Annotated in this window: 13 protein-coding genes and 3 tRNA genes; 12 read left to right on the forward strand and 4 right to left on the reverse strand. The window is 70.8% G+C overall.

Features of this window, described 5'->3' with window-relative positions; all coding sequences use genetic code 11:
* Positions 1-278 precede the first annotated feature (278 nt).
* Positions 279-482, forward strand: a complete 204-nt coding sequence (locus LV79_RS06480; protein WP_026425160.1) for a cold-shock protein — start codon at positions 279-281, stop codon at positions 480-482.
* An 81-nt stretch (positions 483-563) separates the two neighbouring features.
* Here the strand turns inward: LV79_RS06480 and LV79_RS06485 are convergent, their stop codons facing one another.
* The 4 genes from LV79_RS06485 to LV79_RS06500 all read right to left on the reverse strand — a co-directional run bounded on the left by LV79_RS06485 (position 564) and on the right by LV79_RS06500 (position 4,461).
* Positions 564-908, reverse strand: coding sequence for a hypothetical protein (locus LV79_RS06485; protein ID WP_253833037.1), 345 nt, complete (start codon positions 906-908; stop codon positions 564-566).
* A gap of 786 nt (positions 909-1,694) precedes the next feature.
* Positions 1,695-3,914 carry a heavy metal translocating P-type ATPase gene (locus LV79_RS06490; RefSeq protein WP_253833039.1) on the reverse strand — a complete coding sequence of 740 codons (2,220 nt, stop codon included), beginning with the start codon at positions 3,912-3,914 and terminating at the stop codon, positions 1,695-1,697.
* A complete protein-coding gene (locus LV79_RS06495) occupies positions 3,911-4,084 on the reverse strand; it encodes a heavy-metal-associated domain-containing protein (RefSeq protein ID WP_301320767.1) in 174 nt (57 codons plus the stop codon). The genes LV79_RS06490 and LV79_RS06495 overlap by 4 nt, the downstream gene beginning before the upstream one ends.
* Before the next feature lie 80 nt (positions 4,085-4,164).
* Positions 4,165-4,461 carry a metal-sensitive transcriptional regulator gene (locus LV79_RS06500; protein ID WP_253833043.1) on the reverse strand — a complete coding sequence of 99 codons (297 nt, stop codon included), beginning with the start codon at positions 4,459-4,461 and terminating at the stop codon, positions 4,165-4,167.
* A gap of 232 nt (positions 4,462-4,693) precedes the next feature.
* Between LV79_RS06500 and LV79_RS06505 the strand changes: the two genes are divergently transcribed.
* From LV79_RS06505 to LV79_RS06555, 11 genes are all read left to right on the forward strand, one after another.
* Positions 4,694-4,939, forward strand: a complete 246-nt coding sequence (locus LV79_RS06505; protein ID WP_253833045.1) for a hypothetical protein — start codon at positions 4,694-4,696, stop codon at positions 4,937-4,939.
* A gap of 396 nt (positions 4,940-5,335) precedes the next feature.
* A tRNA-Glu gene (locus tag LV79_RS06510) sits at positions 5,336-5,408 on the forward strand.
* Between the two features lie 27 nt (positions 5,409-5,435).
* A tRNA-Asp gene (locus LV79_RS06515) sits at positions 5,436-5,509 on the forward strand.
* 154 nt (positions 5,510-5,663) lie between these two features.
* Positions 5,664-5,737: transfer RNA gene (locus tag LV79_RS06520), tRNA-Phe, on the forward strand.
* Positions 5,738-6,711: 974 nt separating this feature from the next.
* Complete coding sequence (locus tag LV79_RS06525; protein WP_253833047.1) at positions 6,712-8,232, forward strand: sugar transferase; 1,521 nt, start codon at positions 6,712-6,714, stop codon at positions 8,230-8,232.
* Between the two features lie 91 nt (positions 8,233-8,323).
* Entirely contained in the window at positions 8,324-9,391 is a 1,068-nt protein-coding gene (locus LV79_RS06530) for a Gfo/Idh/MocA family protein (RefSeq protein ID WP_253833049.1), read from the forward strand.
* Entirely contained in the window at positions 9,388-10,407 is a 1,020-nt protein-coding gene (locus LV79_RS06535) for an NAD-dependent epimerase/dehydratase family protein (RefSeq protein WP_253833051.1), read from the forward strand. The genes LV79_RS06530 and LV79_RS06535 overlap by 4 nt, the downstream gene beginning before the upstream one ends.
* On the forward strand, positions 10,407-11,534 hold the full coding sequence (locus LV79_RS06540; protein WP_253833053.1) for a DegT/DnrJ/EryC1/StrS family aminotransferase: 1,128 nt from the start codon (positions 10,407-10,409) through the stop codon (positions 11,532-11,534). Before LV79_RS06535 ends, LV79_RS06540 begins: the two co-directional genes overlap by 1 nt.
* The gene (locus tag LV79_RS06545) at positions 11,531-13,618 is read left to right on the forward strand and encodes a glycosyltransferase (RefSeq protein ID WP_253833055.1); all 2,088 of its coding nucleotides are present in this window, start codon (positions 11,531-11,533) and stop codon (positions 13,616-13,618) included. Before LV79_RS06540 ends, LV79_RS06545 begins: the two co-directional genes overlap by 4 nt.
* Positions 13,619-13,620: 2 nt before the next feature.
* Positions 13,621-15,474: an asparagine synthase (glutamine-hydrolyzing) gene (gene asnB / locus LV79_RS06550; RefSeq protein ID WP_253833057.1), complete on the forward strand. Its 1,854-nt coding sequence runs from the start codon at positions 13,621-13,623 to the stop codon at positions 15,472-15,474.
* The gene (locus LV79_RS06555) at positions 15,471-16,112 is read left to right on the forward strand and encodes an acetyltransferase (protein WP_253833059.1); all 642 of its coding nucleotides are present in this window, start codon (positions 15,471-15,473) and stop codon (positions 16,110-16,112) included. The genes asnB and LV79_RS06555 overlap by 4 nt, the downstream gene beginning before the upstream one ends.
* Positions 16,113-16,174: the final 62 nt, after the last annotated feature.

Genomic DNA, 16,174 nt, shown 5'->3' on the forward strand with positions numbered 1-16,174 from the left:
CTCTCGCACCGAATCCGGAGAGCGATGCGACCACTTCGGAGCGTACCGAAGCAGATCACCCGCTTGGGCTAGCCGAGCGCCCGTCAGGCAGTAGTGCGGCCCTGGTCGAGCCGATACGCTTTTGGTTGCAGGCCGTGGTTTCTGTGTTCGTGCGATTCACGCTCGCGGAACGACTACGCGGGCGCGCTGCTTTTCCGCTGAGGTAGGCGGGAGTATCGCCCGAGGGCGGCCCGGGGTTGCACGGTGCAGCCCCATGCTCCTGCGATGGAGGCAGGTTTATGGCACAGGGCACTGTCAAGTGGTTCAACTCCGAGAAGGGCTTCGGCTTCATCGCGCAGGACAACGGCGGCGCCGATGTCTTCGTGCACTACTCGGAGATCCAGAGCAAGGGTTTCCGCACCCTTGAGGAGAACCAGCGGGTCGAGTTCGAGGTCGGCCAGGGCACCAAGGGCCCGCAGGCGACCAACGTCGTCCCGCTGTAGTTCCCCGCGCTGGACAGCAGATAGGCCCCGAACCGCGAGGTTCGGGGCCTATCACCGTCAGGTTTGGTCGAGCCGGGTGGACTAGCGGCGCTGCAGTTGCTGGGCTTCCCACTCCAGGCGCTGCATGACCCACTCCTGGGCCAGCGCCATCGGGGAGGTCTGGCGGTAGGCGGCCAGTTCGCGCAGCTGCTCGGTCGCCATCAGCGACAGCCGCAGCTGGAAGACCTCGGCGGAGCCGAAGCGGCGGCCGGAACCGGTGGTCTCGGCGTCGGTGTCGGCGTCGGGCGAGAGCGCCGCGAGGTACGACTCCAGTTCGTGGTCGGGCAGGGTGTCCTCGACCTGCTGCCCCACCGTGCGGTGGCGCCCGGTGCTGGTGCCGACCGCTTTGAGATCGGTCCGGCTGCGTCCGAAAGAGGGAAAAGGCACCGGGACACGATAACGGTTCGGTTGCACGACCGCAGTGGGTGTGACTGGCGACACAGCAACCATCCCGGCCGCGGTGCGTTGACCTGGGGATATGGAGAGGCCCCCGCGCCAGGGGGAGGAACGCGGGGGCCGGAGGGGATCTCCACAGGTGCTGACCGGGGGTGTGTCAGCCCAACGATTGTTGCACGCGCACCGGTCTCCACGGGAGTGCTCACTGGGAAAAATTGCCGTCAATGTTCACCTGATGTTCGTCTTGCTTCGTGGCCTTCCCACCGCTAGTGACCTGCGCTGATGATCTTCCCCGCACCCTGAAGTTCCCTCTTATGGGGTACAGAAGTTGTCCACATGTCGATCTCCGCCGGGGTGCTTTCAAGATCGACTGCCGGGGGGTCCCGGTAGACTGGCCCAGGGACGCCCCCCGGAGAGGGTGGGGGCCGGGCACTCGCTTTTCGCGCGCGCGAGGTCGCGGCTGCGGGGTGGAGCGGGCGGGCATTCCGGCAGGTCAGGGGCAGGTTTGGCCGGGGCGTGAGGTGGTCGCCGGGGGCTGAAATCGGGCTGGGTAGCCGACATTTGGTTGGCGGAGTGCCAGGGGTTGGGATGAGCTGGCGCTTGTCGGGAGCGGCGAGCCGGGGAGCGGTGGCTTACTTCCTGAGGTGCTAGGCCGAGGATCGTCGGCTTGAACCGGGATGGCGGCTTGCGTCGCTCTGCCTGCTAGCGGTTGGCGGGTTCTGTGGCGGCGGTTCGAAGATCAGGCCCAATGCCGGCGAAAGGGGCGGTGTGCGGGCGTCAGGCGGCGGTGGGGCGGAAGCGGCGGAGGCGGAGGCTGTTGGCGACCACGAAGACGCTGGAGAGGGCCATGGCTGCGCCTGCGATCATCGGGTTGAGGAGGCCGAGGGCGGCCAGGGGGATCCCTGCGACGTTGTAGGCGAAGGCCCAGAAGAGGTTGCCCTTGATCGTTGCCAGGGTGCGGCGGGAGAGGGCGATCGCGTCGGCTACCAGGCGGGGGTCGCCGCGGACGATGGTCAGGTCGCTGGCCTCGATGGCGGCGTCGGTGCCGGTGCCCATCGCGAGTCCGAGGTCCGCGGCGGCCAGGGCGGGCGCGTCGTTCACCCCGTCGCCGACCATGGCGACCACGGCTCCCTCGGCGCGCAGCCGTTCGACAGCGGCGACCTTTTCCGCGGGCAGCACCTCGGCGATCACGTCGGTGATGCCGACCTCCGCCGCGATGGCCCGCGCGACCCGTTCGTTGTCACCGGTCAGCAGCACCGGCCGCAGACCGAGCGCGCGCAGGCGGGCGATGGCCTCCGCGCTGGTCGGCTTCACCGTGTCGGCCACCGAGATCACCCCGAGCGCGGCGCCGTCAGCACCGGCGGCGACCACGGTCCGACCGTTCGCCTCGGCACCGGCCATTGCGGACACCAGCTCCGCGGGCAGCTCGATCCCGTGCTGTGCCAACAACCTCGGCCGCCCGACGACCACCACGGCACCGTCCACCACCCCGGTCACCCCGAGGCCCTCGGCGTTGCGGAAGTCCACGACCTGACCCGAACTCGCCGCCCCGGCAGCGATCGCGCGGGCAACGGGGTGCTCCGAGGCCGACTCGACCGCGCCTGCCAGGTGGAGCAACCGCTCGGTGGTGACACCGGGAGCGGGCACCACGTCGACGACCGACATCTGGCCGGTGGTGATGGTGCCGGTCTTGTCCAGCACCACGGTCGTCACCCGGCGGGTCGACTCCAGCACCTCGGGGCCCTTCACCAGGATCCCCAGCTGCGCGCCGCGCCCGGTGCCGACCAGCAGGGCCGTCGGCGTCGCCAGCCCGAGCGCGCACGGGCACGCGATGACCAGCACCGCGACCGCCGCCGTGACCGCGCCGTCCGCGGAAGCGCCCGCGACCAGCCAGCCCGCCAGCGTCAGCACCGCGATCCCGAGCACCACGGGCACGAACACCGCGGAGATCCGGTCGGCGAGCCGCTGCACCTGGGCCTTGCCGGTCTGCGCCTGCTCGACCAGCCGCGCCATCTGGGCCAGCTGCGTGTCGCCGCCGACCCGGCTGGCGCGCACCACCAGCCGACCGCTCGTGTTGACCGTCCCGCCGACCACCGCCGCGCCCGGACCGACCTCGTCCGGCACCGACTCCCCGGTCACCAGCGACCGGTCGACGGCCGACGAGCCCTCCTCGACCACGCCGTCGGTCGCGACCTTCTCCCCGGGGCGGACCACGAACAGCTCACCGACGCGCAGGTCACCGACCGGCACCCGCACCTCGACCCCGTCGCGCAGCACCGCGACGTCCTTCGCGCCGAGCGCCAGCAGCGCGCGCAGCGCCGACCCCGCCCGCCGCTTCGACCGGGCCTCCAGCCAGCGGCCCAGCAGCAGGAAGGTGGTGACGCCGACGGCCACCTCGAAGTAGATGTCGGCCCGCCCGTGGTCGTCCGCGGGGAACAGGCTGAACTCGTGCGTCATCCCGGGCACACCCGCGCCGCCCCAGAGCAGCGCGTACACCGACCACAGGAACGCGACGCCCACGCCCATCGACACCAGCGTGTCCATGGTCGCGCCGCCGTGCCGCAGGTTGACCGCCGCCGACCGGTGGAACGGCCACGCGCACACCAGGACCACGACGTACGACAGGGCCAGGGCGGTCCACTGCCAGGTCGGGAACTGCCACGCGGGCACCATCGACACCGCGATGACCGGCGCGCTCAGCCCCGCCGACAGCAGGAACCGCAGCCGCGCGTCGTCGACGTTGGCGCCCGTGTCCTCCTCCGGCTCGTCCGGCACCGGGCTCGCCTCGTAGCCCGCGCCGCTGACGGCGTCGACCAGCGCGGTCGTCGGGAACCCGGGCGGGACCTCGACGGTGGCGCGCTCGGTGGCGAAGTTGACCGAGGCGCGCACCCCGTCGAGCTTGTTCAGCTTGCGTTCGACCCGACCGGCGCACGCGGCGCAGGTCATCCCGCCGATGGCGAGCTCGACCCGCTCGGTCGGCCGCTCCACGGTGGTCATGTCAGCTGGTACCCCGCCTCGGTCACCGCGGCCGCGACCGCGCCCCGGTCCAACCCGGTCGCGCTGGTCACGGTGACCGCGCCGGTGGCCAGGTCCACGTCGACGCCGGAGACGCCGCCGATGGCGGAGAGCTCCTCGGTGACCGACGCGGCGCAGTGGCCGCAGGTCATCCCGGCAACGGTGTAGACGGTCTGCTCGGACACTTCGGTGTTCCTCCCGACAGCTGGGGTGTGGCTGGGACTGGGTGTGGCTAGGACTTGACCAGACGGGCGATCGCGTCGGCCGCCTCCCTGACCTTGATCGCGGCCGCCTCGTCGCCCTGGCGCGCGGCGTCGACGACGCAGCCGGCCATGTGCTCCTCGAGCAGTTCGAGCGCGAACGCCTGCAGCGCCTTGGTCGCGGCGGAGACCTGGGTGAGCACGTCGATGCAGTAGGCGTCCTCGTCGACCATCCGCTGCAGGCCGCGGACCTGCCCCTCCACCCGGCGCAACCTGCGCAGGTGGGCGTCCTTCTTGGCACTGGGGCGGTGCGTGTGCTCGTGCTCCATGCCACCTACGATACCCATAGGGGGTAGGGGTGGCTGGTCGGTGTGTCGATCATCTCCGGTCGATCCCCGGTCGGGTGGTCCTGCCTGGTCAACCTCTGGCGCCGAACCGGGCTCGGCGCGAAAAGATGTCACGGACGGCTACCGAGGGTGCGGTGCGGTTCACTCCTCGGGGGGCTGTGTGCGCGGCGAGTTGTCTCATAGCCTCACGCCAAACAAAAGCCGGGGAGGCACCATGAGCGGGTCACTCGAAGTGCGCAGTTTCCTTCTCCAGCAAGACAGCCTTGGAGGGTCGAACCAGTTCTCGACCGGGGTCCCCGCCCCCCGTTCGGGCGAGTCCGCACGCGTCTCCGAGGACCAGGTCCGCCGCGCCCGTCTGGCCGTGGCGATGGGTGCGCAGTCGGTGGAGGACTGCCGTGAGCTGCTGGAAATGCTCGGACTGGTGGAGGGCGACGACGGCCTGCCGCCGGTCCGCCGCTGAGTCGTTCCAGCTCCGTTTTCAAGATCGGATCCGACCGTCGGGAAATGTTCTCCGGGTGCCGCCGAAGATCATTTTCTAACCCGGGGCCAACTCCGGCCCCACCTCGTCGCCGGTGCGATTCCCCGGATTCGCGCAATTCGATCAAGCAGGTAACCCAGCGTGACCCTCGCCCGGTGCCGCGGGCGGGGGTCGACCACCCCCGTCGGAGCCGATCACCCCACGGCCGCCCGACAAGATCGACCAGGGTGGTGTTAGCCCAGGTAGGACCCGGTTCAGGGGGGCAGTTTTGGAGCCAGGGGAGGTGTGCCCTAAGCTATCCCTGCTCCCAGAGGAACCGGGTCACTCGCACCGGGGAACTTGGAAGCGCGGTCGATCGGTTCGCCCGGAATTGGTCGGGCTCCCATCGTCTAGCGGCCTAGGACTCCGCCCTTTCAAGGCGGCAGCGCGGGTTCGAATCCCGTTGGGAGCACGTAGTACTGTAGTAGTAGTGACGCAAGGCCCTGTGGCGCAGTTGGTTAGCGCGTCGCCCTGTCACGGCGAAGGTCGCGGGTTCGAGTCCCGTCAGGGTCGCGAGCTTTGGCATGCCCTTGTCCACGGAATTCGTGGACCTGGGCGCTCGCCATTGCTTCTGGGGGGCGACCCCCCAGACCCCCACGGTGCGGTACTTGGCGGAACCAGCGTGGTTCCTCTTAGTACTGCTGCTGGTGGGGGTGTTGTGTTACTTGGCCAGGTAGCTCAGTTGGTACGAGCGACCGCCTGAAAAGCGGTAGGTCGGCGGTTCGACCCCGCCCCTGGCCACGGACGACGGCCGATCCATGTTCGCGGAGTGCGCGAACGGGGTCGGCCGTCGTCGTATCTGGGGGGCGACCCCCCAGACCCCCACGGTGCGGGGGGCGCGTAGTGCGAGGGACGAGCGCGTAGCGGGGTGGGGACCTGGCAGACGTTCTCGGGGGACTCGACTGGGCCTTCGGCCGTCGCGTCGGGTGTGGGGCGATGGGTGTAGCTAGCGACGCAGGTGTGGGGTTCGCTTCGGGACTGGTCTCCCTGGTCTTTGGCTCCTGGTGTTCGGGTTCGGGCTTCGTCGGGAGTGGTATGGGGCTGGGTGTGGTAGTGGGGTTGGGCGGGTTGGCGGAAGTTGATGTGTGAGGCGGGCCACAGATAGGTGTTGCCCATAAGTGGAGTGGTATGGAACACCCGTGGTGGCCACCGGGTGTGGGCACGGTCCGTGATCATTGACCGGGGCCGCTTGCGCGCGGGATTGGGCAGGTCAACGGGGTAATAGGGGCGTTGAGGGAAATCCGCGTTCGCGATTGGTGGAAAGTCGGTGGGGCTGGACGGCGGCAGGCGGGAGACGTTGCCTGTGTCACGCTGGACGGCTGCGATCTCACTCGCTGGTGCGAATTCACCGGTCAAACCGGGCTGAGGTTATACGCTCTGTGACCTGCCTGACTGTCCTGGCTGGACTGTCCCTTGTGCTCACGGGACGTGACCCCACCTGCGACGGAGTCCAGCGGCAGGTCACGGCTGTGCATCATCAATTGCTACCCGCTGTGTAGTCGGTTGCCTACACACCAGTGGTCACGCCGAACGGGTTACATAAGAACTAACCCTCCGTGTAACGGCCCCGGGGAACCAAACGAATGAGCTATCGCAGCCACGCCCCAGATCGCCGCAGCTCGGGGGCCAGCTCACCCCTCTTCAGACCACCGCAACGAGTCACGGGATGCCCCGTGCCCGTGCATGCCCGATCCACCCACAACGGGGGATACACGATGCGTGACCAAGTCGGCCTCCCGCGCCGCAGAACGTCCCTCTGGCCAGCACCGGGCGGTCAGCGCCGTGGCACCAAGCCGCGCCGCGACCTACCCGCGGGCGAGCCCTCATACCCGCCAGTGGCGGGCTGGGAGCCTCGCTACCGCACCGGCGTGCTGCTCTCGGACGTCTTCTCCGTGCTGTTCGGGGTGCTGGTCGTCGGTGGTTTCGTCACCTACCGGGTCGACCCGACCAGCCCGCTCATCACGCCGACCGCCATCGTCACCTTCGGCGTCCTCGTCGTCTCCCTGATGGTCAACCGGGTGTGGAACCTCGCAATCCTGGGTCAGGGCGCCGAGGAGTTCCGCCGCCTCGGCCGCGCGTTCGTGGCCGCCTCGGTCGTGCTGGCGCTGGGTGGGTTGCTCTTCGACATCACCCGCATCCGCCCGTGGGTGTTCATCGTGGTCCCCGCGACCGCGCTGCTCGTCTTCCCGATGCGCTACGTGCTGCGCCAGTTCCTGCACCGCGCCCGCCGCGAGGGCCGCTGCCTGCTGCCGGTGATGGCCGCGGGCAACGTCGAGACCATCCGCGACCTCATCACCCGCACCCGCGGTGCCACCCACCTCGGCTGGCGGATCGCCGCCGTCTGCACCACCGACGGCATGGGCGAGGACGTCACCGAGATCGACGGCGTCCCCGTGGTCGGCCAGCTGCGCGACCTCGCCGCCCACGCGCGCCGTGGCGGCTACCGCATCGTCGCGGTGACCCCGGACGCCTACTGGACCCCCAAGCGCCTGCAGCAGCTCGCCTGGAAGCTCGAGGGCTCCGGCGCCGAGATGGTCGTCGCCCCCGTGCTCATGGAGGTCGCGGGCCCCCGCCTGCACGTCGACGCCGTGCTCGGGATGCCGCTGCTGCGCGTGTCCGCCCCGTCGTTCACCGGTGTGCGCCGCGTGGTCAAGGACGTCTTCGACAAGGTCGGCGCCGCGATCCTGCTGACCCTGCTCGCGCCGGTCATGATCGCCGTCTCGCTCGCGATCGCCATCGACACCCGCGGGCCGGTCTTCTACAAGCAGCGCCGCGTGGGCAAGGACGGCCGCGAGTTCACCATCGTCAAGTTCCGCACCATGGTGGTCAACGCGCACAAGCTGGTCGCCCAGCTCGCTGAGCAGAACGAGGGCCACGGCCTGCTGTTCAAGATGCGCAAGGACCCGCGCGTCACCCGAGTGGGGGCGATCCTGCGCCGCTACTCCATCGACGAGCTGCCGCAGCTGTTCAACGTGCTCGCGGGCCCGATGTCGCTGGTCGGGCCGCGCCCGCCGCTGCCCGAGGAGAGCGCCCGCTACGCCCCCGACGTGCGCCGCAGGCTGCTGGTCAAGCCGGGCCTGACCGGGTTGTGGCAGGTCAGCGGCCGCAGCGACCTCCCGTGGGAGGAAGCGGTCCGGCTGGACCTGCGCTACGTCGAGGATTGGTCCTTGGCGCTGGACGCGGTCATCCTGTGGAAGACGTTCCGCGCCGTGTTCACCGGCCAGGGCGCCTACTAACACCCCCGCGACCCGGGGATCGAACTCGAACGCCCGCACCGGCGCAGGGGCCGGTGCGGGTGGGAATCAGCACTGACTAAGGGGATTCAGCGTGGGAACCATCGGGCTAGCCGTCATCGGCGCGGGGTACTGGGGGCCGAACCTGGTGCGCAACGCGCAGGCCACCCCCGGCCTGCGGTTGCAGTACCTGTGCGACCTGGACGCCGACCGCGCCCGCAAGGTGCTCGGCGAGTACTCGACCGTCGCGGTGTCCGACTCCCTCGACGAGGTCCTCGCCGACCCCGCGGTGGACGCGGTCGCGATCGCCACCCCGGCCGCGACGCACCTGCCGGTCGCCATGAAGGCGCTCGAGGCGGGCAAGCACGTCCTGGTGGAGAAGCCGCTCGCGGCGACCTACGACGAGGGCCGCCTGCTGGTCGAGGCCGCCGACAAGCGCGGTCTGACCCTCATGCTCGACCACACCTACTGCTACACCCCGGTCGTGGAGCACCTGCGCGACCTGGTCCGCGGCGGCGGCATCGGCTCGGTGCAGTACCTGGACTCGGTGCGCATCAACCTGGGCCTGGTCCAGCCGGACGTGGACGTGCTGTGGGACCTCGCCCCGCACGACCTGTCGATCTTCCTGTCGATCCTGCCCGACGGCGTGCGGCCGATCGCGGTCGCCGCGCACGGGTCGGACCCGATCGGCGCCGGTCGGGCCTGCGTCGCGCACCTGACCATCGAGCTCACCGGCGGGGCCATGGCCCACGTGCACGTGAACTGGCTGTCGCCGACCAAGGTCCGCACGATGATCATCGGCGGCTCGAACCGCACCGTGGTCTGGGACGACCTGAACCCGGCGCAGCGGCTGGCCGTCTACGACCGCGGCGTCGACCGCAAGGACGCAACCGAGGTCGGCGCCCAGGCCCGCGCGCAGACGATGGTGTCCTACCGGACCGGTGACATGGTCGCCCCCGCGCTGCCCGAGAAGGAGGCGCTGCGCGCGGTGATGGCCGAGTTCCGCGACTCGATCACCCAGAGCCGCCCGCCGCTGACCGACGGCCGCTCCGGCCTGCGCGTGCTGTCCATCCTGGAGGCCGCGTCCGCGAGCCTCGCCAAGGGCGGGGTCTTCCTGCCCATCCGCTCTGTCGAAACCAGCACCGAGGGAGTCAACGCATGAGCGCGCAGCCGATCGAGGGCCAGCGCATCCTGGTCACCGGGGGAGCGGGCACCATCGGCTCGTCCGTCGTGGACCAGTTGGTCGCCGCGGGTGCCGCCGAGGTGACCGTGCTGGACAACTTCGTGCGCGGCCGCCGGGAGAACCTCGCCGACGCCGCTGCCGCCGCGGGTGACCGGCTCAAGGTGGTCGACGGCGACATCAACGACCGCAAGCTGGTCGGCTCGCTGACCAAGGGCGTCGACCTGGTGTTCCACCTGGCCGCCATCCGCATCACCCAGTGCGCCGAGGAGCCCCGGCTGGCGCTGGAGAGCCTGGTCGACGGCACCTTCACCATCATCGAGGCCGCCGCGGCCGAGGGTGTCAAGAAGGTCATCGCGTCCAGCTCGGCGTCGATCTACGGCCTCGCGGAGTCGTTCCCGACCGACGAGCGGCACCACCCGTACAACAACGACACCTTCTACGGCGCCGCGAAGGCGTTCAACGAGGGCATGCTGCGCAGCTTCAAGGCCATGCAGGACCTGGACTATGTCGCGTTGCGTTACTTCAACGTATACGGTCCGCGTATGGACGTGCACGGCCTCTACACGGAGGTGCTTATCCGCTGGATGGAGCGCATCGTCGACGGCAAGGCGCCGCTGATCTTCGGTGACGGCGCGCAGACGATGGACTTCGTGCACGTCCACGACATCGCCAGGGCCAACCTGCTTGCGGCCCGCGCGGACGTCACCGACACCGTCTACAACATCGCCAGCTCGTCCGAGACCAGCCTGCTCGGGCTGGCCGAGGCGCTGCTGTCGGCGATGGGGTCGGACCTCGGTGTCGAGCACGGCCCGGAGCGCAAGGTCAACGGCGTGACCCGCCGCCTCGCCGACATCAGCGCCGCCGAGCGCGAGCTGGGCTGGCGTCCGGAGATCAAGCTGGACGAGGGTCTGCGCGGCCTCGTCGAGTGGTGGCGTACGGAGAAGATCAACACAGCGAAGGCCGCAGTTGTCGACACTGCTGGGGGTGCCGCCTGATGGCCATCCCCGTGATGAAGCCGCTGCTCGGCGAGGAGGAAGCCCTCGCCGTCGCGGAGACCGTCCGGTCCGGCTGGGTGGCGCAGGGGCCGCGGGTCGCCGCGTTCGAGAAGGCCTTCGCCGAGCGGGTCGGCGCGGCGCACGGCATCGCCGTGTCCAACTGCACCACCGGCCTGCACCTGTGCCTGCACCTGCTGGGCGTCAGCCGCGGTGACGAGGTGGTGGTGCCGTCGCTGTCGTTCATCGCGACCGCCAACGCCGTCCGCTACTGCGGCGCCACCCCGGTGTTCGCCGACATCGACCCGCTGACCGGCAACCTGACCGCCGAGACCGTCGCGGCCGCGATCACCCCCGCCACCAAGGCGATCATGATCGTGCACCAGGGCGGGGTCCCGGCCGACGTCAAGGCCATCCGCGCGATCGCCGGGGACATCCCGGTGGTCGAGGACGCCGCGTGCGCCGCGGGGTCCACACTGGACGGCAACCCGGTCGGTACCGGCGCGCTGCTGGCGGCGTGGTCGTTCCACCCGCGCAAGCTGCTCACCACCGGTGAGGGCGGCATGATCACCACCGATGACCCCGAGTGGGCGACCCGGCTGCGCAGGCTCCGCGAGCACGGCATGAGCATGTCCGCCGCCGACCGGCACGCCGCCGGTGGCGCGGTCGTCGAGTCCTACGTGGAGACCGCGTTCAACTACCGGATGACCGACATCCAGGCCGCGATGGGCCTGGTGCAGCTCGGTCGCCTGAACGGGATCATCGAGCAGCGGCGCGCGCTCGCCGCCCGCTACCACGAGCTGCTCGCCCCGCTCGGCCTGCGCGCGGTCACCGACCCGGCGCACGGCACCACGAACTACCAGTCGTTCTGGGTCGCGCTGCCCGAAGGCGCCCCCGACCTGCTGGTTGTGCTGGGCAAGCTCGCCGAGGCCGGGATCTCCGCGCGGCGCGGCATCATGGCCGCCCACCTGGAGCCCGCGTACGAGGGCCACCCGCACGCGCCGCTGCCCGGCACCGAGGAGCTGGCCACCCGGTCGCTCATCCTGCCGCTGCACCACGAGCTGACCGACGCCGACCAGAAGCACATCGTCGGCTCCCTCGCCGACGCCCTGGGCCTGGTGGCGTCATGACTTCCGCACGACCTGTCGCGGTTGTCATCGTCACGTACAACAGCGCCGAGGTCATCGCCGATTGCCTGCGCGCCCTGCCCGCCGCTCTCGAGGGCGCGGGCGAGTCGCGGGTGATCGTGGTCGACAACGCCTCCCACGACGGCACCACCGACGTGGTCGCGTTGACCGACTCCGAGGTCAAGGTCGTGCACCGGACCGGCAACGACGGCTTCGCCGCTGGCGTCAACACCGGGTTCGCCCACGCCGATGGCTGCGACGTGCTGGTCCTCAACGCCGACATCCGGCTGGCCCCGGGCGCGGTCAAGGCACTGCGCGCGGCGGTCAAGCCGGGCGTCGGTGTCGTCGCACCCAAGCTGACCGAGCCCGACGGCAGCATCCAGCACTCGCTGCGCCGCACCCCGACGGTGCTGCGGACCCTGGGTGAGGCCGTCCTCGGCGGCCGCAGGGCCGGGCGGTTCGGACCGCTCGGCGAGACCGTCACCAAGCCCGCCGCTTACGAGCGCGCGGGCTTCGTCGACTGGGCGACCGGGGCGGCGTGGCTGGTCACCCGCGAGTGCATCGAGGCCATCGGTCCCATCGAGGAGCGCTACCTGCTCTACTCCGAGGAGACCGAGTTCATGCTGCGCGCCGGGGCCAAGGGCTTCCGGACGTACTACGAGCCCGCCGCGCGCGCCGTGCACCTCGGTGGCGAGTCCGGCACGTCGCCGCGCCTGTGGTCGCTGCTGGTCACCAACAAGGTCCGGCTGCACCGCGAGCGGCACGGCAAGGTCGCCGCCGCGGGCATGTGGGCCGCGTCCGTGCTCAACAGCCTGCCCAGGGCCGCGCGCGGCTCCGCGACGCACAAGGCCGCCGTCAAGGCGCTGCTGACCCAGCGCGCCTGGCCCCAGCCGTTGTCCGCGCCCGCGAAGTCCGTGAAGGTCTCGAAGGACGCCCCGCCCTACGTCTGCTTCTCCGCGCAGGACTGGTGGTACCACAACCAGGCCCACTCGGACTTCCAGCTGATGCGCCGGGTCGCCGAGCACCGCAAGGTCCTGCTGGTCAACAGCATCGGCCTGCGGATGCCGACGCCGGGCAAGAGCACCCAGTTCGTCCGCCGCATCCTGCGCAAGGCGGGCAGCGTCGCCAAGCTGGTGCGCCGCCCACTGCCGGAGGTCCCCGGCTACTACGTGATGACCCCGCTGCCGCTGCCCTTCTACGGCAGTGAGCGGGTGCGCGCGCTCGGCGCCAAGCTGGTCCGCGCCCAGGTGCGGGCCGTGTGCGCGGTGCTGCGGATGCCGAACCCGATCGTCGTGGCGACCATCCCGACCGCGTGGGACGTGGTGCAGGGCTTCGAGCACCGGCGGCTGGTGTTCAACCGGTCCGACCGGCACTCGGCGTTCCCCGAGGCCGACCAGACCACCATCGCCGCGCTGGAGGACAAGCTGCTCTCCGGCAGCGACCACGTCCTCTACGTCAGCCGCCAGCTCCAGGGCGAGGAGTCCGGGCTCACCCAGGACCGGGCGCACTTCCTCGACCACGGCGTCGACCTGCAGCACTTCCGCCGCCGCGCGCAGCTGCCAGCCGACATCGCGAGCATCCCCGGCCCGCGCATCGGGTTCTTCGGCAGCCTGGACGACTACCTGGTCGACTTCGACCTGCTCGAGCGGCTGGCCCAGGAGTTCCCCGAGGCCGCGCTGGTGCTCATCGGCGACGCGACGCTGTCGATGGAGCGCTTCGCCAAGTACTCGAACGTGCACTGGCTCGACTTCCGGCCCTACGCCGAGATCCCGGCCTACGGCACCGGCTTCGACGTGGCGATCATGCCGTGGCTGGACAACGACTGGATCAAGCACGCGAACCCGATCAAGATGAAGGAGTACCTGGCGCTCGGCCTCGCCGTGGTCAGCACCGACTTCCCCGAGGTGCACCAGTACCCGGAGCTGATCAGGATCGCCAAGGGCCACGACGCGTTCGTCGAGGCCGTCCGGCAGACTCTCACCGACGGCGGCTTGTCCACTGTGGAGGGCAGGCGGGAAGCCGTGCTGCCAGCCTCGTGGGACTCGCGGGCGCGGCAGCTGATGGACCTGGCCGAAGGGCAGCGGTAGCGATGTGCGGAATCGCCGGAGTGCGCAGGCTCGACGGGGCGCCGGTCGACCCGGCCGTGCTGGTCGAGATGGCCAGACGGCTGCACCACCGCGGCCCGGACGACGCGGGGACCTGGATCGAGGGGCCGACCGGCTTCGCGCACACCCGGCTCTCCATCATCGACCTGGGTGCCTCGGTGCAGCCGATGCTCACCCCGGACCGGCGCAAGGTGATCGCCTTCAACGGCGAGATCCTCAACTACCGGCAGCTGCGCGACCAGCTGGACTACCCGTTCCGCACCAGCGGTGACACCGAGACCCTGCTCGCGCTCTACGACAAGCACGGCGTCGACAGCGTCACCAAGCTGCGCGGCCAGTTCGCCTACGCGATCAACGACGCCGACACCGGCGAGCTGCACCTGGTGCGCGACCGGCTCGGCATCCTGCCGCTGTACTACTACATCGACAACGAGATCTTCGCCTTCGCCTCGGAGATCAAGGCCCTGCTCCCGGCGATCGGGCAGCGCGGCGTCGACGTGGCCAGCCTGCACGACTACCTGGCGCACCGGTCGGTGCCCGCCCCGTACACCCTGGTCGACGGCGTCCGGAAGGTCCCGCAGGGCCACCGGCTGACCCTGGGCCGCGACGGGCAGGTCCGGCTGCGCGCGTACTGGCAGATCCCGGCCGACGCCGCGCACCGCGACGTCACCCCGGAGGCCGCCGTCCGGCTGGTCGCCGACGCGCTCGACGCGTCCATCGCGGACGCGCTGGTCGCCGACGTGCCGGTGGGCGCCTACCTCTCCGGCGGCATCGACTCCAGCCTGATCTCGGCGCTGACCGCCAAGGCCAAGCAGGGCGATGGCCTGCACACGTTCTCCGCCGGGTTCGGCGACCCCCGGGTCGACGAGCTGGGCTGGGCGCGCAAGGTCGCCGACATCGTCGGCAGCGAGCACCACGAGGTGATCGTCAGCGCCGAGGACTTCAAGGACAACTGGCACAAGCTCAGCTGGCACCGCGACGCCCCCCTGTCCGAACCGGCCGACGTGGCCGTGTTCAAGCTGGCGGAGCTGGCCCGCACCCAGGTCAAGGTCGTGCTGTCCGGCGAGGGCAGCGATGAGCTGTTCGGCGGCTACCCCAAGTACCGCTTCGCCCAGGCCACCCGCTGGGCCGGTCTGGTGCCGGAGGCGCTGCGCGGTCGGATCCTGCCCCGGCTGGAGCGGGCGCTGCCCGCGTCCCGGTCGCGGCTGGGTGTTGCCGTGCGGGCGATGGGCGAGGGCAGTTCCGCCGAGCGCATGCGCGGCTGGTTCGCCCCGTTCACCGAGCGGGAGCGCGACGGCCTGCTCGGCGGTCCCGCCGTGCGCAGCGCCATCGCCCCGTACCAGCGCGGTCGCGGCGACGCGCTGAGCCGGATGCTCTACGCCGACTCGCACGCCTGGCTGGCCGACAACCTGCTCGAGCGCGGCGACCGGATGTCGATGGCCGCCTCGCTGGAGCTGCGCCCGCCGTTCCTGGACCACCGGCTGGTCGAGCTGGCGTTCTCGCTGCCCAGCTCGGTCAAGGTCCGCAACGGCGTGACCAAGTGGGTGGTCAAGGAGGTCGCCAGGGCGCACCTGCCCGGCGACGTCGTCGACCGCGCCAAGTCCGGCTTCAAGGTCCCGCTGGACGCCTGGTTCCGCGACGGCCTGCGCGACATGGCCAACGACCTGCTCACCGGCCCGTCGTCGTTCGTCGCCGACGTGCTCGACCCGACCGCGGTGCGCAAGCTGCTCGACGAGCACCACGCGGGCACCCGCAACGAGCAGCCCCGGCTGTGGACGCTGCTGTCGCTGGAGGTCTGGCACCGCGAGTTCGCCAAGGCGTCCCAGGTCGGGGCATGAGCCAGTCGCTCCTGCTCGTCGGCGCCGGTGGTCTGGCCAGGGAGGTGCTGGCCGCCGCGCGCGCGGTGCCCGGCGAGTTCACCGTCCGCGGCCTGCTCGACGACGACCCGGCTCGGCACGGCTCCGATGTGGACGGTGTGCCGGTGCTCGGCCCGTCCGACCTGGTGCACGAGCACACCGACGACCAGGTGCTGGTGTGCGTCGCCTCGCCGGGTCGGCCGGAGGGGCGGGCGAACGTGGTCCGCAGGCTCGACCTGCCCGCCGAGCGCTACGCCACCTTGGTCCACCCGGCGGCCTCGGTCGCACACGGCGTGGAGCTCGGTGCGGGCACCGTGCTGCTCGCCGGGGCCGTCATCACCGCGCCGCAGCGGGTCGGCGCGCACGTGCTCGCCATGCCGCACGTGCTGTTCACCCACGACGACTTAGTCGGCGACTTCGCCACCTGCGCCGGGCGGGCCACGCTCGCGGGCGGTGTGGTGGTCGCCGAGTCGGCCTACCTGGGGGCGGGGTCCCTCGTCCGCCAGGGCGTCCGCATCGGCTCCCGCGCCGTGATCGGCATGGGCGCCGTCGTGCTGGCCGACGTGCCGGACGGCGAGACCTGGGTCGGGGTACCGGCCAAGCCGCTCATCCCGTCCTGACCGCCCCGACCGCCCTGACCCACCCCGTTCGGCTGCCCGGCCGCGGCTTGATCGACCAAACA

The sequence above is a fragment of the Actinokineospora globicatena genome, assembly GCF_024171945.1.
GTDB classification, from domain to species: Bacteria; Actinomycetota; Actinomycetes; order Mycobacteriales; family Pseudonocardiaceae; genus Actinokineospora; species Actinokineospora globicatena.

Coding starts and splice junctions, on each gene's coding strand:
- LV79_RS06505 (WP_253833045.1), top strand. CDS start 4,694: ATGAGCGGGTCACTCGAAGTGCGCAGTTTCCTTCTCCAGCAAGACAGC.
- LV79_RS06545 (WP_253833055.1), top strand. CDS start 11,531: ATGACTTCCGCACGACCTGTCGCGGTTGTCATCGTCACGTACAACAGC.
- LV79_RS06540 (WP_253833053.1), top strand. CDS start 10,407: ATGGCCATCCCCGTGATGAAGCCGCTGCTCGGCGAGGAGGAAGCCCTC.
- asnB (WP_253833057.1), top strand. CDS start 13,621: ATGTGCGGAATCGCCGGAGTGCGCAGGCTCGACGGGGCGCCGGTCGAC.
- LV79_RS06535 (WP_253833051.1), top strand. CDS start 9,388: ATGAGCGCGCAGCCGATCGAGGGCCAGCGCATCCTGGTCACCGGGGGA.
- LV79_RS06525 (WP_253833047.1), top strand. CDS start 6,712: ATGCGTGACCAAGTCGGCCTCCCGCGCCGCAGAACGTCCCTCTGGCCA.
- LV79_RS06500 (WP_253833043.1), bottom strand. CDS start 4,461: ATGGAGCACGAGCACACGCACCGCCCCAGTGCCAAGAAGGACGCCCAC.
- LV79_RS06495 (WP_301320767.1), bottom strand. CDS start 4,084: ATGACCTGCGGCCACTGCGCCGCGTCGGTCACCGAGGAGCTCTCCGCC.
- LV79_RS06480 (WP_026425160.1), top strand. CDS start 279: ATGGCACAGGGCACTGTCAAGTGGTTCAACTCCGAGAAGGGCTTCGGC.
- LV79_RS06490 (WP_253833039.1), bottom strand. CDS start 3,914: ATGACCACCGTGGAGCGGCCGACCGAGCGGGTCGAGCTCGCCATCGGC.
- LV79_RS06555 (WP_253833059.1), top strand. CDS start 15,471: ATGAGCCAGTCGCTCCTGCTCGTCGGCGCCGGTGGTCTGGCCAGGGAG.